Consider the following 19,753-nt stretch of genomic DNA (forward strand, 5'->3'; position numbering starts at 1 on the left):
CGGGTCAGCTCCCCGTCCCGGGCTGCTGCGGGTGGTGGCCGCCGCCGTAGGGGTCGTTGGGGTCGTAGTAGGTGGTGGGCTGCTGCTGTTCGGGCAGCCAGGTCTGCTGCTGCCCGTCCTCCTGTGGGTACCCGGCGGCGTACGGGTCGGTCCAGCCCTGGGCGGGCGGGGTGTCGTAGCCGTAGCCGGGCTGCTGCTGGCCGAACTGGTCGTACGTCTCCGGCTGGTACGGCGCGCCGACCGGCTGCTGCTGGGTGTAGTCGTAGCCGTAGCCGTCGGACTGGTAGCCCTGCTGCTGGTACGGGTCCGCCTGGTAGGGATCGGCCTGGTACGGGTCGGCGAACGGCTCGGGCTCGGCCTGGTAGGCCGGGGCGGGCTCGGGTTCGCCGGCCTGCTGGGGCGGGATGCCGGGGGCGTAGACGCCGGGTTCGGCCTGCTGGTCCTCGCCCTCGCCGCGTTCGGCGAGCCGGCGGGCCCGGCGGCTGCCGGGGGCGGGGGCCTGGGCCTGGGCGGCGGCGGCCAGGGTCTGGGCGGCCACCACCTCCTCCGGCAGGTCGTCGTCGTTGTGGTTGCGGCGGCCGGGCAGTGCCAGCACCAGCACGACCACGCCGAGCGCGAGCTGCGCCCAGACCCAGCCGGTGTGGAGCAGGCTGCCGCTGCGGGTGACCTCCAGCCGGCCGCCCTGGGTGGGCAGCTCGAAGCCCTGCGCCCAGTCGTCCACGGTGACGGCCGTGAGCGGCTTGCCGTCCAGGGTGGCCTGCCAGGCGGGGTCGGCCTGTTCGGCGAGCCGCAGCTGACGGCCGGCCGGGCCGGCCGGGATGGTGGTCCAGATGTCGTGGGCGCCCGCCGGGACGACCACCGGGACGGTGCCCGGGCTGACGATCTGGGCCCGGGTGCCGGGGACGGCGGTGACCTGCCAGAGGCCGACGCCGTTGTCCAGGCTGAGCCGGATCACGCCCGGGGTGGTGTCGAGGACGTCCCGGACCTTGCCGATCACCGGGTCCTTGACCTGGATGTAGCTGACGCCGTACCCGGCCAGCGTGCGGGCCAGGTCGCCGCCGGAGCCGGCCAGCAGCTTGGCGGTGATCTTGCCGATCTGCTGGTCGGCGGCCTCGTCCACGGTGCCCTCGGCCTGACCGGTGGTCAGGCCGGCGCCGCGGACCAGCGCGTAACGGATCGCGGAGCCCTCGGCATCGCCGCTGACCATCAGGGTGCGGGAGCGGTCGGAGGTGTCGCCGGCCTCCGCAATGAACGCCGGGACCTGCGCGGCGACGTCGCGCCGCAGCGGGCCGTCGGCGCCGACGATCGCCCACCAGGCGGCGGTGCCGACCGGGGCCAGCACGGCGAAGGCCAGCACCAGCGCGGCGACCGGCTGGCGCCAGCCGAACGCGATGCCGGAGACCCGGGCGTTGGCGCCGTCGGCGCCGATCGCGGCGGCGGCCAGCAGCGCGACACCGGCCAGCAGGGTGGCGGGGCCGGCCCAGGCGGCGACGTCGGGACCGCCGGAGGCGGGGGTGACGGTGGTACCGGCCACCACCACCGAGAAGATCAGTCCGGCGGCGGCCGCGCCCCAGGCGGCGAGCACCGCGCGGCGGCGGTCGGCACGCAGCAGCGCGGCGAGCGCGGACAGCACCACGCCGGCCGACAGCCACACCGGAGGAACACCGGCGCCACCGGGGTTGACCAGCACCAGGCCGAGCGGGTCGGCGGCCGGGCCGCTGAAGCCGGGGACGCCGGCCTCCAGCAGCAGCCGGGACGGGTGCATGAGGACCTGGACCGACCAGGGGGCGAGCACCAGCACGGGCACGCCGAGGATCACCAGGACGCGCAGGCCGAGCAGCCGCACCGCCTGCACACCGGAGCCGAACGCCCCGCCGCGGATCACCGCGTGGACCAGCGCGGCCACGCAGAGCGGCACCGCTATGGCCCAGGTGAGCGGGACGAAGGCGGTGCTGACGGTGAGCAGCAGCACGGTCATCCAGGCGGAGCGCCAGCCGGGGCGGGCGCCCTTGGCGGCGGTCTCCTTGCGGATGCCGAGGCCGGCGGTGATCGCGGCGGCGCGGGCCAGCGGGGGCAGCAGCACGGCGAGCACCGCGGTGCCGATCCGGCCCTGCGCCAGCGCGCCGGTGGCGGCGGGCAGCAGCGCGTAGGTGGCGCTCGCCCAGGCGCGGACCAGCTTGGACCCGATCAGCGGCCGGGAGACCAGGTAGGCGCCGACCGCCGAGAGCGGCACGGACAGCACCACGATCAGGGTGATCGCCAGGTCGGCGTGGTCGAACAGCGCCCAGGAGAGGATGGACAGCACGCCGAGGTAGGGCGGGGTGGCGGCGGTGGAGCCGGTGCCGACGGGGTGCCAGGGGTCGGCGAACATGTTCCACAGCCCGGCCGCGCCGTCACTGGCGGGCAGCAGCGCGCCGCCCTGCAGGAAGCCGGAGCCGATCAGGTTGCGGCAGGCGACCAGGGAGAACAGCAGCAGCGCGGCGAACAGCACCGGGGCGGGCCGCCGCATCAGCTTCTTGATCAGCGCGAACTGTTCGACCACCAGGTCGTCGGTCTCGTCCTCGCCGGGCCCGGACTCGACGGAGCCGTGCCGGCCGGCACCGGCGTCGTCGGCGCCGCCGATGCCCAGCGAGCCGACCACGTTCTCGACGGCGAGCCGGGCGGTGGCGCCGGGCGCGGGGAAGAGGGTGCGGTCGTCCAGCGAGTCGACCGAGCGGGTCTTGCGGCGGCGCGCGCGGGCGGCCATCAGCCGCGGCAGGCGCAGCAGTTCGTGGCCGAGACCGGCGATCTCGTCGTACGCCTTCCGCGGGTCCTTGCCGACCAGGTTGACGATCACCCCCAGCAGGGTGCCGATGATCAGCCGGAGCAGGACGTACGGGAACAGCGCGCCCTTGGAGTTGGCGAGCAGGGTGTAGACGGCGCCGGACTTGTCGACCCGGTGCGGGTGGGCGGGGCCGCAGTCGATGGCGCGGCGTTCGCGGCTGGCCGCCTCGGCGTGCCGGAGCACCGCGTCGGGGGCGACCACCACCCGGTGGCCGGCCGCGTTGACCCGCCAGCAGAAGTCGGTGTCGTCGCGCATCAGCGGCAACGCCTGGTCGAATCCGCCGAGTTCCTCGAACACGTCGCGGCGCACCAGCATGCCGGCGGTGGAGACGGCGAGCACCGGGCGGACCTGGTCGTGCTGGCCCTGGTCCTGCTCGCGGCGGTCGAGTCCGGTCCAACGGCGGCCGGAGCGGGCGATGGTGACGCCGACTTCGAGCAGCTGCCTGCGGTCGTACCAGGAGCGGAGCTTGGGGCCGACCACGGCGGCGGTCGGGGTGGAGTCGGCGACCTGGAGCAGGCGGCGCAGGGCGTCGGTCTGCGGTTCGCAGTCGTCGTGCAGCAGCCAGAGCCATTCGACCGGCTTGGTCTCGCGCGGTCCGCCGCGGCCGAGGTCGTCCTCGTGGGCGAGCGGGTCGCCGAAGTCGTCCCAGCCGCCGGTGACCGGGTCGTAGCCGGACGGGTCGAGGCTGTACGTGAGGTCTTCGGGGCGCAGCGGCGGGCTGTTGAAGACGGCTTCGCCGACGGCGCGGCCGAAGCCGACCCGGCGGCCGAGGACCTGCGGGCCGCTGTCGGGGAGCCAGTCGCCGAGGGTGTCGGCGAGCAGCTGTGGGGAGTTGTCGGTGGAGCCGGTGTCGACCGCGAGGATGCGCTGGACCTGCCGGTCCTGGCCGAGCAGCCCGGCGAGCGCCTGGGGCAGCCAGCGGGCGCCGTCGTGCGAGACGATCACCGCCGTGACCAGATGGCGCGGGTAGGCGGGAGGCCTGGCAGCGGAGAAGCCGCTCTGGTGGCTGTAGACAGTCATCGGGTGCGCGGACCACCGGTTCGGGTTTGACGGCAGATGACGCACCACACTAACGGCTCCGGGCGATCCGGTTGTCCCGGGTGGTGTGAAGAGACGGTGCAACGGGTATCGGCGCCGCCGGCCCGGATGTTGCGGGAATGCGAAAGCGCCCCACCTGGTGGTGAGGCGCCGACACGGGTGAGGTCTGCGGGGAGGTCAGACCGCACTCTTCTTCAGACGGCGGCGTTCGCGCTCGGAGAGACCGCCCCAGATGCCGAACCGCTCGTCGTTGGCGAGGGCGTACTCCAGGCACTCGGCGCGGACCTCGCACGCCAGGCAGACCTTCTTGGCCTCCCGGGTGGATCCGCCCTTCTCGGGGAAGAACGACTCGGGGTCGGTCTGGGCGCACAACGCGCGCTCCTGCCAGCCGAGTTCCTCTTCGTCTTCCTCGATGCCCTCACCGATCAACAGCTCAAAGAGCTCGCTCATTCTGGCGCGCCTCCTCTGCCCCTCTTGGCGTCCCCGTGGTGTTGCCGTTGCCGGTGCGGCGGAACGACACGAGAGAAATTACAGTTGCGTCACTCTGGCCCAGTCAAGCCGAGCTCTGGTATTGGGCCAAGGATTCACTCCCCGGAACCAAGCCACTACGAATAGTGTACATATCCGGACAACCTGGACATCCCACCTGGTTCCTGACCTGTCGTCAGCCCGCCCGATCGTGCCCGACCTGCCGGTTCGAGGCGATCTCACGCCGTCCTTTCCCCGTGATCTTCCCATCCAAACCTGATTGGGCGTTTATCACCCCATCCGGCGGTTCCAGGACGATGTGACCCGAATGTCCGACCTGGCTCCTTGACACTGGAGGGTCGGTTGCGGTCTGCTTGGCGGCATGTCAGAGTTCCCGGCCCTTTCCGCCGACCGGCGCCGCCAGGCGCTCCTCGGTGCTGCCGCGAACTCCTCGTGTTGTTGCCGCTGTCTCCGCTGTATCTAGGCGCCCGCGTCCCACCGCGCGCCGCCCCCGGAACAGAGGCCGACCGCGCGACAGTCCCCCCTGAACGCTCTCGCGGATCCGGCTGATCCATGCCCGCAGCCGAACCCGAGGACGTCACACCGTGCGAATGCCCCGCCTCCGCAAGCGCAACCGCGACCGCAAGCCCCTGCCCCTGCCCGTGGCCACCCCTCGCTGGACGGACGGTCTGAGCGACGTGTCCATCGCGGGCGACCCGACGGCCTTCCCGCACCTGGCCCGCACCGACCTGCCCGCGCACCCCACCACCGTCGCCGGCTACGCCCGGCTGGTCCGGGAGATCGCCGCCGACCGCGCCCGCTGGGAGCCGCTGGTCCGCTACGACGCGCTGACCCGCTGGTACTCCCGGCTGGAGACCGGCCCCGGCTACGAGGTGTGGCTGCTCAGCTGGCTGCCCGGCCAGTCCAGCGGCTTCCACGACCACGGCCGCTCGGCCGGCGTGATGACCGTCCTTCAGGGTGAGCTCACCGAACGCTCGTTGACGGCGGGCGGCGAGGGCACGCGCGCCCTGACCCCCGGCGGCCTGCGGGTGCTCTCCACCGGCCACCTGCACGAGATGGTCAACGCCTCGCTGGAGCCCGCGGTCTCCGTCCACCTGTACACGCCCGGCCTGGTCGAGATGAACCAGTACCCGGCGGCGACCCAGCAGCTCCGTCACCGGGTGCACTGACCCGCTGGCAGGATGAAGTCATGCGAATCACTGCACTGGCGGGCGGCATCGGCGGGGCCAGGTTCCTGCGCGGACTCCGGGCGGCGGTCTCGCCCACCGACGAGATCACCGTCATCGGGAACACCGGCGACGACATCCACCTGTACGGGCTGAAGGTCTGCCCCGACCTGGACACCGTGATGTACACCCTCGGCGAGGGCATCCACGAGGAGCAGGGCTGGGGCCGCCGCGACGAGACCTGGTCGATCAAGGAGGAGATGAAGGCCTACGGCGTCGGCCCCGAATGGTTCGGGCTCGGCGACCGGGACTTCGCCACCCACATCGTCCGGACCCAGATGCTCGGCGCCGGCTACCCGCTGTCCGCCGTCACCGAGGCGCTGTGCGACCGCTGGCAGCCCGGCGTGCGACTGCTGCCGATGAGCGACGACCGGGTGGAGACTCACGTCCGGATCACCGACGCGGACGGGCCGCGGGTGGTGCACTTCCAGGAGTACTGGGTGCGGCTGCACGCCGCCGTCGACGCCGAGGCGATCATTCCGGTCGGCGCGGACACCGCGAAGCCCGCGCCCGGCGTGCTGGAGGCCATCGCCGGGGCCGACCTGGTGGTGCTCCCGCCGTCGAACCCGGTGGTGTCGATCGGCACCATCCTCGCCGTCCCCGGCATCCGGCAGGCGGTGGCCGGTGCGAACGCCCCCGTGATGGGCCTGTCCCCCATCATCGGCGGCGCGCCCGTGCGCGGCATGGCCGACAAGGTGCTCGCCGCTGTCGGCGTGGAGACCTCGGCCGCCGCTGTTGCCCGGCACTACGGCTCTCGTGGCAACGGCGGGCTGCTGGACGGCTGGCTGGTGGACAGCTCGGACGCCGCCGCCGTCGCCGAGGTGGAGGCCGCCGGCATCGCCTGCCGGGCCGTGCCGCTGCTGATGACCGACGTCGACGCCACCGCCGAGATGGCCCGCGCCGCACTGAAGTTGGCCGCCGAGGTCGCCAAGTGACCACCGACGGACTGCGGTTGATGCCGGTCACCGGACTGCCGGAGATCGCCGAGGGCGACGACATCGCCGAACTGATCGCCAAGGCGGGCGAGTTCGAGGACGGCGACATCCTGGTGATAACGTCCAAGATCGTCTCCAAGGCCGAGGGCCGGCTGCTGCACGCGGACGACCGCGAAGCCGCGATCGACGCCGAGACCGTCCGGGTGGTCGCCCGGCGCGGCCCCGTCCGGATCGTCGAGAACCGCAACGGCCTGGTGATGGCCGCCGCGGGCGTCGACGCGTCCAACACCGCCCCCGGCACCGTCCTGCTGCTGCCGCTCGACCCGGACGAATCCGCGCGCCGATTGCGCGCCCGGCTCCAGCAGTTGACGGGCCGACGGCTCGCCGTGATCGTCACCGACACCTTCGGGCGGCCCTGGCGCAACGGGCTCACGGACGTGGCCATCGGGGCGGCAGGGCTGCGTGTGCTGGAGGACCACCGGGGGCGGACCGACAGCCACGGCAACGAGTTGCAGCTGACCGTCACCGCCACCGCCGACGAACTGGCCGCCGCCGCCGACCTGGTGAAGGGCAAGGCCACTGGCACGCCCGTCGCGATCGTGCGAGGCCTGGCCGGCCTGGTCACCGCGGAGGACGGGGACGGGGTCCGGGCGATCATCCGCTCCGCGAAGGACGACATGTTCCGGCTGGGGACGTCGGAGGCGATCCGGGAGGCCGTCACGCTGCGGCGGACCGTACGTTCCTTCACGGATGAGCCGGTGGACGGGGGCGCGGTGCGACGGGCGGTCGCCGCTGCCGTCACCGCGCCCGCGCCGCACCACACCACTCCGTGGCGGTTCGTGCTGCTCGAATCCGCGGAGAGCCGGACCCGGCTGCTGGACGCGATGCTGGGCGCTTGGCAGCGGGACCTGCGGGAGCTCGACGGGTGGTCCGAGGAGCGGATCGCGCAGCGTACTGCGCGTGGCGAAGTGCTGCGCGGGGCGCCGTACTTGGTGATTCCGTGCCTGGTGATGGAGGGGTCGCACGATTACCCCGACGGGCGGCGGGCCGGGGCCGAGCGGGAGATGTTCACGGTCGCGATCGGGGCTGCGGTGCAGAACCTGCTGGTCACCCTCACCGGCGAGGGGTACGGGTCCGCGTGGGTGTCGTCGACGATGTTCTGCCGGGAGACCGTGCGGGAGGTTCTGGACCTGCCCGCCGGGTGGGATCCCATGGGGGCGATTGCTGTGGGGCGGCCGGCGGAGGGGCCGAGGGATCGTCAACCACGCTCGGCGGATGACTTTCTGACGGTGAGGTAACGGTACGGACGGGGACCGGAAACGGCGGGACGCACAGTGCCCTGTTGGTCATCCGCAGACTTGGCGCCGCCGTTCCCCGGGCCCCTGATGGGCCCTCCGGGCCCTCCGGGCCCTCCGCGCCCCTAGCGTCCCCTGTGGTCGTTCGGGGTGAGGCGCGGACCGTACTTGGGTGGGCGCGCGCCTGTGAGGGGGAGGATGCGGCAGAGGCGGTAGCGGTGGGGGCGGTAGGGCTCGAGGAGGGTGAGCATTTGGGCGTCGTCGCTGCGGGGGCGGCCGGCGAGGGCCCAACCGACGATGTTGGGGAGGTGGAAGTCGCCGACCGAGACGGCGTCGGGGTCGCCGTTGCTGCGCTGGAGGGTTTCGGCGGCGGTCCAGATGCCGATGCCGGGGACGGCGGTGAGGCGGGCGAAGGCGTCGGCGGAGGGCATGGTGGAGGCGGCTTCGAGCTTCGCGGCGAGGCGGACGGCGCGTTGGACGGTGGCGGAGCGTTTGGGGTCGACGCCGGCGCGGTGCCAGGCCCAGCTGGGGATCAGGGACCAGTCGCGGGCGGTGGGGGTGACGCGCAGGCCGAGGTCGGCGGCGGGGCCGGGGGCGGGGGTGCCGTAGTCGCGGAGCAGGGTGCGCCAGGCCCGGTAGGCCTCGCCGGTGGTGACTTTCTGTTCCAGGATGGCGGGGACGAGGGATTCCATCACCAGGCCGGTGCGGGTCAACCGGAGTCCGGGGCAGGTGCGTTGGGCTTCGCGGAGCGGCCCGGGGGGCAGGACGAGCCCGGCGGGGTCGTCCTCGGCGCCGAGCAGGGCGGGGAGTTGTTCGAGCAGCCAGCCTGCACCGGGGCCCCAGGCGGTGGCGGATATCTCGTCGTGGTCGGGCCGGATGCGCAGGGTGCCCGGGCCGTCGGGGGTGCGGGAGGCGCGCCAGACGGTGCCGTCGGGGGTGCGGTGGAAGGCGGGGTCGCCGGTGCCGCGTTGCAGCGGGTAGAGGGTGCGGCCGAGGTCGAGGGGGTAGCCGGGCCGCCACTGTCGGGTCAGCTCTGGCATCGGGTTCCTCGGGGTGTGCGCGTTCGCGGGGGCGTCTGCGAGGGTAACGCGGAGAGGCGGGTGGACGGGCGGGCACCCTCCCGTCCGGGCGTGCGCAGGACGTAGGCTGGGGCGCACCATGACTGCGCCTTTCGCTGCCGACGCCCGCACCCCCGCCGAGCTGCTGCAGGCCTACCTGCGCGCCGGGGCCGGTGCCGATCCGTCCCGCCCTCTGGTGACCTTCTACGACGACTCGACCGGGGAACGGGTGGAGTTGTCGGCGAAAACCTTCGACAACTGGGTGGCGAAGACGGCCAACCTGTTGCAGGACGAGCTGAACGCCTCGCCGGACGACCGGGCGGCGCTGCTGCTGCCGGCGCACTGGCAGACCGCCGTGTGGCTGCTGGCGTGCTGGTCGGTGGGTGTGGTCGCGGTGCCGGGCGGTGAGCCGAAGGACGCGGACCTGGTGGTGTCGGGTCCGGAGGGTCTGGAGGCGGCGCAGGAGTGCCCCGGGGAGCGGGTGGCGCTGGCGCTGCGTCCGCTGGGCGGCCGGTTCCCGCAGCGGCCGGACGGGTTCCTGGACTACGCGGCGGAGGTGCCCGGGCAGGGCGACCGGTTCGCCCCGTACTCGCCGGTGGATCCGCAGGCGGCGGCGCTGGAGTCGTCGGTGGACGGCCTGGCGCTGAAGCTGACGGGCGAGCAGGCCGTGGCGCTGGCCCGGGAGGGCGCGGCCCGGCTGGGTCTGGACAGCGGCAGCCGGGTTCTGTCGACGCTGTCGTTCGACGACTGGACGGGGTTGGAAGCGGGCCTGCTGGCGCCGCTGGCGGCCGGGGCCTCGGTCGTTCTGTGCCGGAACTCCGAACAGTTGACGGATGGTCAGTGGCAGCAGCGGATCGAATCCGAACGGGTGACGCTGCGTCTCGGCTGACCCGGCCCGGCCCGCGTGGCCGAACAGTTCTGCGGCAACGGCGCGCACTGCCCGGTGAGGTGATCCGGGCGGGGCGCGCCGTTGCCGTTTTCCGCCGCTCCGACGGGTGACGGCCGCCCGGAGCCGGGGAGTTCGCCGGGCGGGCTCCTCTAGGGTGGCCCGGATGAACAGCGGACACCCGAACCGGGGTGACTCGGACAACTCGGGCCGGCAGCACTCAAGTCGGCGGGCGCGGCCGTCCAGGCCCTCGGGTGCCAGTGCGGCGCCGGGCGGACGGGCGGCGCGGCGGCGCGGCCGGGTGGTGCGCGGGCGGCGGGTGCTGACCTGGGTGGCGGGCTCGCTGGGCCTGGTGCTGGCGGCGGGCTGCGGCGGGGCGTTCTACGTGTACCGGCACTTCAATCGGAACATCTCCTCGGTGAAGGTCCAGGTCGGCGACGAGTCGGAGCGCCCGCAGGCGACCAACGACGCGCTGAACCTGCTGGTGATCGGCACCGACAGCCGGGTCGGCCTGGGCCGCGAGTACGGCGACGAGGGGTCCACCGGGCACGCGGACACCACGCTGCTGTTCCACATCTCCAAGGACCGCAGCAACGCCACGGTGCTGTCGATCCCGCGCGACCTGATGGTGGCCGTCCCGGAGTGCCGCAGTGGCGAGAAGCGGATCCCGGGCGAGGCGCGGGCGATGTTCAACAGCAGTCTGGGGCAGGACGGGCGGGACCCGGGCTGCACCTGGAAGACCGTGGAGAAGCTGACCGGCGTCCGGATCAACCACTTCATGATGGTCAACTTCGAGGCGGTGAAGTCACTCTCCACGGCGGTCGGCGGCGTCGAGGTGTGCGCGGCCACCGCCATCGACGACCCGTACTCGCACCTGAAGATGTCCGCCGGGCGGCACGTGGTGCAGGGCGAGGAGGCGCTGGCGTTCGTCCGGACCCGCCACGCGGTGGGACTGGGCGGTGATCTGACGCGCATTCCGCTCCAGCAGCAGTTCATCAGCTCGATGGTCCGCAAGATGAAGAGCAGCGACACCCTGACCAGCCCGGCCAAGCTGTGGAGCCTGGCGGACGCCGCCTCCAAGGCGCTGACCGTGGACAGCGCCATCAACGACGTCAACCGGCTGAAGGACCTGGCGCTGGACATCTCCCGGGTGAACACCGGGAACATCACCTTCACCACGGTGCCGGTGCTGGACGACCCGACGGACAGCAACCGGCTGGTCCTCAAGCCGGGTGACGCGCAGCAGCTGTTCGCGATGATCGCCGCCGACCGTTCGCTGACCGAGGTCGCGCAGCAGCAGGCGTCACCTTCCCCCGCTCCGACCCCGTCCCAGCTGGACGCCGACGACGTGAAGGTGACGGTCCGCAACGGCACCGGGACGCCCGGGCAGGCCGGGCGGGCGGTCTCGGTGCTGAGGGCGAAGGGATTCGCGCTGGCCGCCTTCGCCAGCAACGCGGAGGTCCGGCAGGCCAGTTCGGTGTCCTACCCGGCGGGCCAGGAGGACCGGGCGCGGGCGGTGGCCGCCGCGCTCGGGCTGCCCGCGACGGCCGTGCGGGCGGGTGGCCGGGACGGCGTGACGGTGCTGCTGGGCGCCGATTTCGTCGGGGCGGGCTCGCCGTCGGCGGTGCCGACCGAAGCGCCGAAGGATCTCCAGCGGGTCCGGGCGGACGACACCAACGTCTGCGCGTCGAAGTTCAAGTAGGCAGGTCAGGACGGGAGTTCGGCGTCCGGCACGAGCGTGTCGGGGGCGGTCTCGGTGTACTGCTCGCCGGTGCGCGGGCAGCGCCAGTGGCCTTCGCCGGCGGGCTCCAGCGGTTCGCCGGCCCGGCCGACCCACTTGATCCGGCGGGCGGGCACCCCGGCGACCAGCGCGAAGTCGGGGACGTCCCGGTGCACCACCGCGCCGGCCGCGATCAGCGCCCACCGGCCGACGGTGACACCGGCCACCAGCACGGCCCGGCCGCCGATCGAGCAGCCCTGCCGGAGCGTGACGCCGCGGGCGTGCCAGTCGTCACCGCGCTTGAGCCGGCCGTCCGGGTCGACGGAGCGCGGGTACAGGTCGTTGGTGAGGACGGCGGCGGGGCCGACGAAGACGCCGTCCTCCAGCACCGCGGGCTCGTACACCAGGGCGTGGTTCTGCAGCTTGACCCGGTCGCCGAGCTTCACGCCCGGGCCGACGTAGGCGCCGCGCCCGATGATGCACTCGGCGCCGATCTCGGCGTGCTCGCGGACCTGGGCGAGGTGCCAGACGGCGCTGCCCGGGCCGAGGTTGGCGCGCGGGTCGACGTCGGCGGTGGCCTCGATCCTGGGAGCGCTGCTCGTCATGGCGCGACCCTAGCGCGGGTGGACGGCCCCCGTCCGGGCTTCCGGGGACCGTCCTGGACCGCCGGTCAAGCTCCGGCGGTGGTGGCCGGGTCGATCGGTGCGGGCGGGGTGGAGGCGATCACCTTGCGGGCCAGCTTGCGCGGCGAGGTGAGGAAGCCGAAGCCCCAGCTCAGGTGCATGGTGGCGAGGGCCAGCGGGACCTGCACCCGGGCCTTGGCGGACAGGCCGCGGCCCTCCGCCAGGCCGCCGGCGATGATCGCCGCGAAGTAGCCGCCCGGCAACACCAGGAACACCGGGTGCAGGGCGGCGCCCAGCACCAGGCCGCCGACCACGCCGAGCAGGGCGAACGGCGGGGCCAGGTAGCGCAGGTTGACCGAGCCGCGGTGGTAGCGGGTGACGACGCGGCGCCAGCGGCCGTAGTCCTTGTACTGCTTGGCGAGCGCGCGCGGGGTCGGCCGGGGCCGGTAGGTGACCTTCAGCTGCGGGGTGAACCAGACCAGTCCGCCGGCCTGCCGGATCCGGTAGTTCAGCTCCCAGTCCTGGGCGCGGATGAACTCCTCGTTGTAGCCGCCCTGCTGCTCCAGCACCTCGCGGCGGAACACCCCGAGGTACACGGTGTCGGCCTTGCCGGCCAGGCCGCCGGTGTGGAAGGCGGCGTTGCCGACACCTATCTTCGAGGTCATCGCGGTGGCGACGGCCCGCTCCCACTCGGTCTCGCCCTCGGCGTGCATGATGCCGCCGACGTTGGCGGCGTTCATCTCGTCCAGCAGCCGGACGGCGGTGGCGATGTAACCGGGCGTCAGCAGCCCGTGGCCGTCCACCCGGACCACCACGGGGTGCCGGCTGGCCCGGATCGCGGCGTTCAGGCCGGCGGGGGTGCGGCCGGTCGGGTTGGGGACGGTGCGCACCCGCGGGTCCTCGGCGACCAGGGCGGCGGCGATCTCGTCGGTCCGGTCCGTGGACGGGCCGAGTGCGATCACCACCTCCAGTTCGCCGCCGTACTCCTGTTCCAGGATCCGGTGGACGGCAGTGCGCAGGTGACGTTCCTCGTCGAGCACCGGCATGATCACGGAGACCGCCGGCAGCTCCTCAGCAGCCTTGGTGTTCATCGTGCCCGAGCGTACCGGCGCGGACCGCCCGGTGTCGGCCCGGGTCGGTCCCGGTCCGGCGCGCCGTCGGGGCCGGGCGGGCCGCAGCGCTTAGCATCCGGAGAATGCCTGTTCAGCGCCAGCTCGTTCGCCTGTCCAAATCCAGTCGGACGCGCCGCAGGCGCTGGGGGCTGTGGACGGCGGGGGCGCTCTCCTTCTCGGTGCTGGCCGCCTCCTGCGCGGGCTGGGCGGTGCTGAACGGCGTCGGCTCCTCGCTGGGCCGGGTGGACGCGATCGGCGGCGGCCCCGACCGGCCCGCGGACGACGGGGCGTCGACGTTCCTGGTGGTCGGCACCGACGAGCGGGACGGCATCCCGGAAGCCACCCTGAAGAACGTCCTGCACGCGGGCGGCGAGTCCTGCCACTGCACCGACACCATGATGGTCGTCCAGCTGTCCGCGGACCGCGGCCGGGCCACCGTGGTGTCCGTGCCGCGCGACTCGTACGTGGACATCCCCGCGCACCAGGACCGGATCTCCGGCAAGCAGGTGGCCGCCTCCAAGGGCAAGATCAACGCCGCGTACGGGATGGGCGGGGCGCCGCTCGCGGTGCGCACCGTGGAGCAGAACACCGGGCTGCGGATCGACCACTACATCGAGGTGAACTTCCTCGGCTTCGTCTCCACCGTGGACGCCCTCGGCGGCGTCCAGGTGTGCTCGCCCAAGCCGCTGAAGGACGACTACTCGGGCCTCGACCTGCCGGCCGGCACCAGCAGGCTGGACGGCGCGGGCGCGCTGCGCTACGTCCGGGCCCGGCACGTGGACGGCTCCTCGGACCTGGGGCGGATGCACCGCCAGCAGAAGTTCCTGGCGCAGCTGCTGCACCAGGCGTCCTCCGGCGGCACCCTGCTCAACCCGGCGAAGCTGACCGGGGTGATGGACACCGTGCTGCGTTCGGTGAAGGTGGACAAGGGCCTGGGCAACGCCGAACTGCTGGATTTCGCGACCCGGTTGAAGGACGTGTCGGCGTCGAACGCGGACTTCGCGACGGTGCCGCTGTCCTCGGTGGACCACCCGGTGCAGGGCTGGGGCTCGACCGTGCTGTGGGACGAGAAGGGCGCGAAGGCGCTGTTCGAGGCGGTCCGCGCCGGGCGGCCGCTGACCGGTCCGGCGCCGACGGCGGCGGCCCCCACGACGGCGCCGGCTGCCGGAACGGTTCCTCCCGGGCAGATCCGGGTGCAGGTGCTGAACGGCGCGGGCGTGCAGGGCCTGGGCACCCGGGTGGACGAGGACCTGCGCAAGGCCGGGTTCGCCACCACCGGCACCCCGTCCAACGCCCCCGGCAACGGACCGGCCGCCACCCGCACCGTGATCCGCTACGACCCGCACTGGGACGAGTCGGTGAAGGTGCTGGCCGCCGCGCTGCCGGACGCCGAGCTGGTCAAGGTCCCGAACCTCGGCGCGACCCTCCAGGTGGTGGCGGGCAGCGAATACAAGGGCCCGGCCGCCGCCACCGCGCCCGAACCGGCCGCCGCGGGCAGCAGCCCGGTGGCCGGGGCGGAGAGCGGCAGCGAGATCAGCTGCCCGGCCTGACGGGCGGTCAGCGCAGCAGGTACTGGGCCACCGCCCACGCCATGTACCCGGCGAGCACCAGGCGGTTCAGCCACAGCATCGAGCCGACCGTGCCCGCGGGCAGCGCCGTCAGCGGGCGGCGCTCCGGGCGCTGGGCGAGCGCGGTGACGATGCGGGCGACCTGCTGCGGATCGAACTCGCCGCCGAAGTGACGGTGCAGCAGGCGGGCCGGGCCCGCGCTGAAGCCGAACAGCGGCCGGCTGCGGTACCGCACCGTGACGCGGCCACTGTGCAGCGCCGCCGCCGTCACCTGCTGCCAGCTCGCCCGGCGCACCCGCAGCACGCCGCTGAGGACGACGCCGTCGCGGTCCACCGCGAGCTGCCAGCCGAACCCGCCCATCACGCCGAGCAGGAGCCCGCTTCCCATCACCAGCGGGCGGAGCAGGTTGTCCACCAGGCTGTCCTGATCGGCGAGGAAGTTCATCACCGCGCCGATCAGCACGGCGGCGACCGGGGCCGCCGCACAGCGCAGCGCGGTGGGCAGGCCGAACACCCGGGCCGGTTCCGGGCTGCCGCCGGGGTCTTCGGCGCGGTCGTCCGCCAGGCTGCGGGCGACCTGGGCCTTCACCTGCGCCTCCTCGTCGCGCGCTTCGCCGTCGCGGTCCCGCTTGGACGGGGCCGCCAGGACGACGGCGCGGGCGGCCGTCCACTTGTGCGGCGTCTCCGGGGAGCGGAGCACCACCAGCCGGTTGCGGCCGCCGCCCCAGTGGTAGAGCAGCGCTTCGACGGGGGCGTCGGCCTTGCCGAGGGCGACCGGCGTGTCCTCGTCGTCCTCGCCCTCGTCGTCCTCGTCGTCCTCGTCGTCCTCGTCGTCCTCGGGGTCGGGTATCCACGCGGCCGGGCCGTCGAGGTCGGCGGGCGCGTACTGGGCGGCTTCGTCGCCGAAGGGCATCACTCGCCACAGGCCGGCCTCGCGGTCGCCGCCGTCCACCGGCAGTACTTCCAGGACGCCGCTCGCCGTCCGCCGGGCCCGGACCCGCAGGGCGGGGGCGCTGTCGCCGATGGTTCGGCGCGCCACGGTGGTGCGGCGTGCGGAGAGGAGCAGCAGGACGGCGAAGGTGCCGGCCGCGCCGACGCCGAGCCACCACGCGGCGGAGTCCTGCCACTCGTCGGCGGCCCGGTACCAGCCGGTGCCGTCGACCAGCAGCGGGACCTGGTCGCCGACCGTGCGGTCGCCGTCCACCTCGGCGGTGAGCGTCCGGTACTCGTGCGGCAGCCGGTACTCGACGGTGGCGCTGTCTCCGCCGTCGTGGATGCTGCGGACGGTGCCCCACGTCCGGTCGGCGCGGGCGGCCCGGGCGAGGTCGTCCTCGGTCTGCCGCACACCGACCGCCAGCAGCACCACCGCGGCCGCCCCGAACAGGGCGGCCAGGATGTGCCGCACCCGGGGCCGGGACGGCGGGTCGATCGGGGAGTCGGCACCCCGCAGCGTCCACGGGTAGGGCACCGGCGGGCCCATCAGCGTGGCCAGTTGGGCCTCGGCGCGGCGCAGGCCGGCGTCCTCCCGGTACAGCGCGGCGGCGGCCAGCAGGTGCGCGGCGCAGGCGGCGGTGGGCAGCCAAGGGCCGGGCAGCGCGTTCGGCAGGAACCAGAGCAGCAGGCCGGCCGCGGCGGGCACCACGAAGCTGGTGCGGCGGCGCAGCAGCAGCGCCAGGAATTCCACCAGCAGCACGGCGGGTGCGGCGCTCTCGGCGTACGGCACGGTGCAGGCCCGCAGCGAGTCGCACCGGTCCGGCGTCCGGTCGAACGCGATCGCCAGCACCACCGTCACCACCGGCAGCAGCGCCAGCCAGCGGCTGTTCAGCCGCCGCCACACCCGGGCGGCCCGCCACTGGTCGGCGGCGGCCAGCGTCAGCGCGGGCGCGGCGGGCAACGGGGGCGCGGGGTATTCCGACATGCGCGCGATTCTGGCAGGCGCCTTCCGGGGCGCTCGCACCGGAGGTAAAGGAAGCTTCAATTCCCGTTGCCCGAACCGCTGCTGACGCTCAGCCGTGGAGCTACGTTAAAGAGGAGAGCGATCCGACGGGGGTGTCCGCAATGGCGGTGCTGGTGGTCGAGGTGCGTCCGCACTGGTTCACGGCCTGGTTCCACCGGATGGCGACGGAGCCGGTGGTGGACGTGGACGGGGTTCGGTCGCGGGCCCGTTGGGGCGTCAACCGGGTGCCGGTGACGGAGGGGCGGCACGTGGTGTCGGTGTGGTTCCGGTACCGGGGTCAGCGGGCGGCCCGGTTGGGCGCGGGGATGCGCGAGCTGACGGTGGCGGACGGGGCGCAGGTGCCGGTCTCGGCGCGGCTCGGGGTGCGCAACGGCAGTCACTTCACCGTGGCCTGAGACGGCGGCAGGCCCGCCCGGGGATTCCGGGCGGGCCTGCTGGTCGGGACAAGCGGTCAGTCGGTGGCGATGGCGGCCAGGACGTTCATCCTCGCGGCGCGGAAGGCCGGGACGAGGGCGGCGACCAGGCCGACCACGATGGAGCCGATCAGCACGGTGACGACTGTGCCGGTGGGGATGGTCAGCACCGTCAGGCCCTGTTCGGCGAGGACGGCGCGGGCGGTGACGCCCCAGCTGAGGCCGAGCACGGTGCCGAGGACGGCGCCGAACAGGGCGATCACCACGGACTCCAGGCGGACGGTGCGGCGCAGCTGACGGCGGGACAGGCCGATGGCGCGCAGCAGGCCGATCTCGCGGGTGCGTTCGACCACGGACAGCGCCAGCGTGTTGACCACGCCGAGGACGGCGACCACGATCGTCAGGCCGAGCAGGCCGTAGACCATGGCGAGCAGCTGGTCGAACTGGGACTTGACCATCTCCTTGTAGCCGGCCTGGTCCTTGACCACCAGCTGCGGGTAGTCGGCCAGCGACTTCTGCAGGTCCGCGAGCACCGCGCCCTTGTCGGCGCCGGCCGACGCGGCGCCGAGCAGTACGCCGACGGGCGGCAGTTGACCGTTCATCGCCTTGGCGACGGTGTCGGTGCCGGTGAAGAAGCGCTGGTCGAACAGCTGGTTGCCGGTCTTGATGACGGCGGCGACCTTGAGGGTCTGGCCGCGGCCCTCGCCGTAGTTGACGTTGAGCTGGTCGCCGACCTTGAGGTGGTGCTCGTCGGCGAAGTCCTGGCCGACCGAGATGCCGCCGTCGGCGAACACCGCCTCGGCGTTGCCGGAGGCGATCGGGAGCCGGAAGTCCTTCAGCAGGCTGGCGCCGGAGACGGCGAGCCGGGTGCGCAGGGTACCGCCGTCGGGCAGCGTGATCTCGGCGGGGACGTTCCGCTGCTCGGTCAGGTGGTCGAGGCCGTTGGTGCGCCGGGCGGCGTCGACCATGGCGGGGGTGAGGGCGCCGTGGCCGCCGTCCACCACGTAGTCGGCGCCGACGGACTTGTCGATCTGCGAGGTCATCGAGCCGACCATCGAGGAGGTGACCACCGAGGCGCCGATCACCACGGCCAGTCCGATCATCAGCGCGGCGGCGGTGGAGCCGGTGCGCCGCGGGTTGCGGACCACGTTGCGCTGGGCGAGCCGCCCGGCCGGGCCGAACAGTGCGGGCAGCAGGCCGCCGAACAGCCGGACCAGCATGGAGACCAGCAGCGGACCGAGCACCACCGAACCGGCCAGGGTGGCCAGCAGGCCGAGGCCGAGCAGCATCCCGCCGGTGGAGCCGGGCGAGCCCGCGGCGAGCACCAGCGCGGCGACGCCGGCACCGGTGATCAGCAGGCCGACCGCGGCCCGGATCCGGTTGGCGCGCGGTTCGGCCGGGGCGGAGTGGTCGAGCAGCGCGGCCATCGGGGTGATCCGGGCGGCGCGGCGGGCCGGGAAGAACGCGGCGAGCAGGGTGACCGGCAGGCCGACGGCGTAGCCGACCACCGGGACGGCCCAGGTGATCTGGAGCGAGGAGGCGTCCAGGTTCATCCCGGTCGCCTTCATCAGCTGGATCATGCCGGCGGCCAGGCCGAGGCCGGCGCCGATGCCGATGGTGGAGCCGATCAGGCCGAGGATCAGGCCCTCGACCAGCACCGAGCGGTTGACCTGCGACCGGCTGCCGCCGATGGCGCGCAGCAGGCCGATCTCCCGGGTGCGCTGGGTGACCAGCATGGAGAAGGTGTTGACGATCAGGAAGATGCCGACGGCGGCCGACAGGAAGGCGAAGCCGAGCATCGCCCACTTCATGAACTTCAGGAACGAGCCGACGCCCGCCGAGTTCTCCTTCTGCTGCTCGGCGGCGGTCTTCGCCTCGAAGCCGTTGCCGAGGTCGGCCAGCGCGGCGGTCTTCAGCTCGTCGTTGCTGCGGCTGCCGTCGCCGAACAGCTCGACGGAGGTGTACGCCTCGGTACCGAGCAGCACCCGCTGCGCGGTCGGGGTGTCCAGGAAGGCCAGCGCCGCACCGGGGTTGGTGGTCCGGAAGGTGACGATGCCGGAGATGGTGAAGTCGTAGTTACCGGTCTCGGTGATCACCCGGAGCTTGCCGCCCAGGCCGAGGCCGGACTTCTTGGCGGTGTCGGCGTCCAGCATCAACTGGTCGACGCCCTGGGGCTGGTGGCCGGAGGTGATGTCGACCGACGTGCGCGGCGAGTCCGTCCAGTTGCCGGTCAGGGTGGGGGCGCCGGAGGTCGGGCCGACCAGCTTGTTGCTGGCCGGGTCGACCAGGGTCGCGGTGGAGGCGAAGACGTTGCCGACGGCGGCCTTGACGCCCGGTTCGGCGGCGAGCTTCTTCTGGACGTCGACCGGGACGGTCGGGGCCCGGCCGGGGCCGTCGGCGGTCAGTTCGTCCTGCGCCTTGCGCACCGACAGGTCGGAGGCGGTGGCGGCGAACAGCCGGTCGAAGGTGGTGGTGGCGGTGTTGTAGAAGACCAGGGTGCCGGCCACGAAGGCAACCGAGAGCACCACGGCCAGCAGGGAGAGCACCAGGCGCCACTTGTGCGCGAGGAAGCTCCGCAGCGAAGTCTTGAGCAGCATCGTTCCCGGTCC

General features: G+C 73.4%; 14 protein-coding genes. 7 read left to right on the forward strand and 7 right to left on the reverse strand.

Features of this window, described 5'->3' with window-relative positions:
* Positions 1-4: 4 nt before the first annotated feature.
* Both ACFYST_RS30805 and ACFYST_RS30810 read right to left on the reverse strand, forming a co-directional pair.
* Entirely contained in the window at positions 5-3,844 is a 3,840-nt protein-coding gene (locus ACFYST_RS30805) for a glycosyltransferase (RefSeq protein ID WP_387867074.1), read from the reverse strand.
* 195 nt (positions 3,845-4,039) lie between these two features.
* On the reverse strand, positions 4,040-4,312 hold the full coding sequence (locus ACFYST_RS30810; RefSeq protein WP_014136066.1) for a WhiB family transcriptional regulator: 273 nt from the start codon (positions 4,310-4,312) through the stop codon (positions 4,040-4,042).
* A 629-nt stretch (positions 4,313-4,941) separates the two neighbouring features.
* Here ACFYST_RS30810 and ACFYST_RS30815 point away from each other — a divergent pair.
* Genes ACFYST_RS30815 through ACFYST_RS30825 form a run of 3 tightly spaced genes read left to right on the forward strand, consistent with a single transcriptional unit; the run spans position 4,942 to position 7,810 of the window.
* Positions 4,942-5,520 carry a cysteine dioxygenase gene (locus ACFYST_RS30815; protein WP_387645023.1) on the forward strand — a complete coding sequence of 193 codons (579 nt, stop codon included), beginning with the start codon at positions 4,942-4,944 and terminating at the stop codon, positions 5,518-5,520.
* A gap of 20 nt (positions 5,521-5,540) precedes the next feature.
* A complete protein-coding gene (cofD, locus tag ACFYST_RS30820) occupies positions 5,541-6,512 on the forward strand; it encodes a 2-phospho-L-lactate transferase (RefSeq protein ID WP_387867077.1) in 972 nt (323 codons plus the stop codon).
* 20 nt (positions 6,513-6,532) lie between these two features.
* Positions 6,533-7,810, forward strand: coding sequence for a coenzyme F420-0:L-glutamate ligase (locus tag ACFYST_RS30825; RefSeq protein WP_387867206.1), 1,278 nt, complete (start codon positions 6,533-6,535; stop codon positions 7,808-7,810).
* Between the two features lie 122 nt (positions 7,811-7,932).
* On the opposite strand, the gene ACFYST_RS30830 is transcribed toward ACFYST_RS30825, so the two are convergent.
* Entirely contained in the window at positions 7,933-8,847 is a 915-nt protein-coding gene (locus ACFYST_RS30830; protein ID WP_387867080.1) for a DNA-3-methyladenine glycosylase family protein, read from the reverse strand.
* A gap of 118 nt (positions 8,848-8,965) precedes the next feature.
* On the opposite strand from ACFYST_RS30830, the gene ACFYST_RS30835 reads away from it, so the two are divergent.
* Together ACFYST_RS30835 and ACFYST_RS30840 are read left to right on the forward strand one after the other, a co-directional pair.
* Positions 8,966-9,754, forward strand: coding sequence for a TIGR03089 family protein (locus tag ACFYST_RS30835; protein ID WP_387644920.1), 789 nt, complete (start codon positions 8,966-8,968; stop codon positions 9,752-9,754).
* A gap of 163 nt (positions 9,755-9,917) precedes the next feature.
* Entirely contained in the window at positions 9,918-11,453 is a 1,536-nt protein-coding gene (locus ACFYST_RS30840) for an LCP family protein (RefSeq protein WP_387867082.1), read from the forward strand.
* Between the two features lie 5 nt (positions 11,454-11,458).
* Here ACFYST_RS30840 and ACFYST_RS30845 read toward each other — a convergent pair whose 3' ends face one another.
* Both ACFYST_RS30845 and ACFYST_RS30850 read right to left on the reverse strand, forming a co-directional pair.
* Entirely contained in the window at positions 11,459-12,076 is a 618-nt protein-coding gene (locus ACFYST_RS30845; RefSeq protein ID WP_387867085.1) for an acyltransferase, read from the reverse strand.
* 65 nt (positions 12,077-12,141) lie between these two features.
* Positions 12,142-13,185 (reverse strand): glycosyltransferase family 2 protein, encoded by a 1,044-nt coding sequence (locus ACFYST_RS30850; RefSeq protein WP_387644911.1) that lies wholly within the window; start codon positions 13,183-13,185, stop codon positions 12,142-12,144.
* A gap of 104 nt (positions 13,186-13,289) precedes the next feature.
* Here ACFYST_RS30850 and ACFYST_RS30855 point away from each other — a divergent pair, with 104 nt between their 5' ends.
* Complete coding sequence (locus ACFYST_RS30855) at positions 13,290-14,756, forward strand: LCP family protein (protein WP_387644909.1); 1,467 nt, start codon at positions 13,290-13,292, stop codon at positions 14,754-14,756.
* A 7-nt stretch (positions 14,757-14,763) separates the two neighbouring features.
* Here the strand turns inward: ACFYST_RS30855 and ACFYST_RS30860 are convergent, their stop codons facing one another.
* Complete coding sequence (locus tag ACFYST_RS30860; protein ID WP_387867088.1) at positions 14,764-16,692, reverse strand: hypothetical protein; 1,929 nt, start codon at positions 16,690-16,692, stop codon at positions 14,764-14,766.
* 140 nt (positions 16,693-16,832) lie between these two features.
* On the opposite strand from ACFYST_RS30860, the gene ACFYST_RS30865 reads away from it, so the two are divergent.
* Complete coding sequence (locus ACFYST_RS30865) at positions 16,833-17,126, forward strand: hypothetical protein (RefSeq protein ID WP_387867090.1); 294 nt, start codon at positions 16,833-16,835, stop codon at positions 17,124-17,126.
* A gap of 56 nt (positions 17,127-17,182) precedes the next feature.
* Here the strand turns inward: ACFYST_RS30865 and ACFYST_RS30870 are convergent, their stop codons facing one another.
* The gene (locus ACFYST_RS30870; protein ID WP_387867092.1) at positions 17,183-19,741 is read right to left on the reverse strand and encodes an ABC transporter permease; all 2,559 of its coding nucleotides are present in this window, start codon (positions 19,739-19,741) and stop codon (positions 17,183-17,185) included.
* Positions 19,742-19,753 lie beyond the last annotated feature (12 nt).

The organism is Kitasatospora sp. NPDC004614 (genome assembly GCF_042873675.1).
Lineage (GTDB): Bacteria > Actinomycetota > Actinomycetes > Streptomycetales > Streptomycetaceae > Kitasatospora.

Bases quoted from the DNA above. Each gene is read 5' to 3' on its own strand.
- ACFYST_RS30830 (WP_387867080.1), bottom strand. From the start codon at position 8,847: ATGCCAGAGCTGACCCGACAGTGGCGGCCCGGCTACCCCCTCGACCTC.
- ACFYST_RS30825 (WP_387867206.1), top strand. From the start codon at position 6,533: ATGCCGGTCACCGGACTGCCGGAGATCGCCGAGGGCGACGACATCGCC.
- ACFYST_RS30805 (WP_387867074.1), bottom strand. From the start codon at position 3,844: ATGACTGTCTACAGCCACCAGAGCGGCTTCTCCGCTGCCAGGCCTCCC.
- ACFYST_RS30865 (WP_387867090.1), top strand. From the start codon at position 16,833: ATGGCGGTGCTGGTGGTCGAGGTGCGTCCGCACTGGTTCACGGCCTGG.
- ACFYST_RS30860 (WP_387867088.1), bottom strand. From the start codon at position 16,692: ATGTCGGAATACCCCGCGCCCCCGTTGCCCGCCGCGCCCGCGCTGACG.
- ACFYST_RS30810 (WP_014136066.1), bottom strand. From the start codon at position 4,312: ATGAGCGAGCTCTTTGAGCTGTTGATCGGTGAGGGCATCGAGGAAGAC.
- ACFYST_RS30840 (WP_387867082.1), top strand. From the start codon at position 9,918: ATGAACAGCGGACACCCGAACCGGGGTGACTCGGACAACTCGGGCCGG.
- ACFYST_RS30855 (WP_387644909.1), top strand. From the start codon at position 13,290: ATGCCTGTTCAGCGCCAGCTCGTTCGCCTGTCCAAATCCAGTCGGACG.
- ACFYST_RS30870 (WP_387867092.1), bottom strand. From the start codon at position 19,741: ATGCTGCTCAAGACTTCGCTGCGGAGCTTCCTCGCGCACAAGTGGCGC.
- ACFYST_RS30815 (WP_387645023.1), top strand. From the start codon at position 4,942: ATGCCCCGCCTCCGCAAGCGCAACCGCGACCGCAAGCCCCTGCCCCTG.
- ACFYST_RS30850 (WP_387644911.1), bottom strand. From the start codon at position 13,185: ATGAACACCAAGGCTGCTGAGGAGCTGCCGGCGGTCTCCGTGATCATG.
- ACFYST_RS30835 (WP_387644920.1), top strand. From the start codon at position 8,966: ATGACTGCGCCTTTCGCTGCCGACGCCCGCACCCCCGCCGAGCTGCTG.
- cofD (WP_387867077.1), top strand. From the start codon at position 5,541: ATGCGAATCACTGCACTGGCGGGCGGCATCGGCGGGGCCAGGTTCCTG.
- ACFYST_RS30845 (WP_387867085.1), bottom strand. From the start codon at position 12,076: ATGACGAGCAGCGCTCCCAGGATCGAGGCCACCGCCGACGTCGACCCG.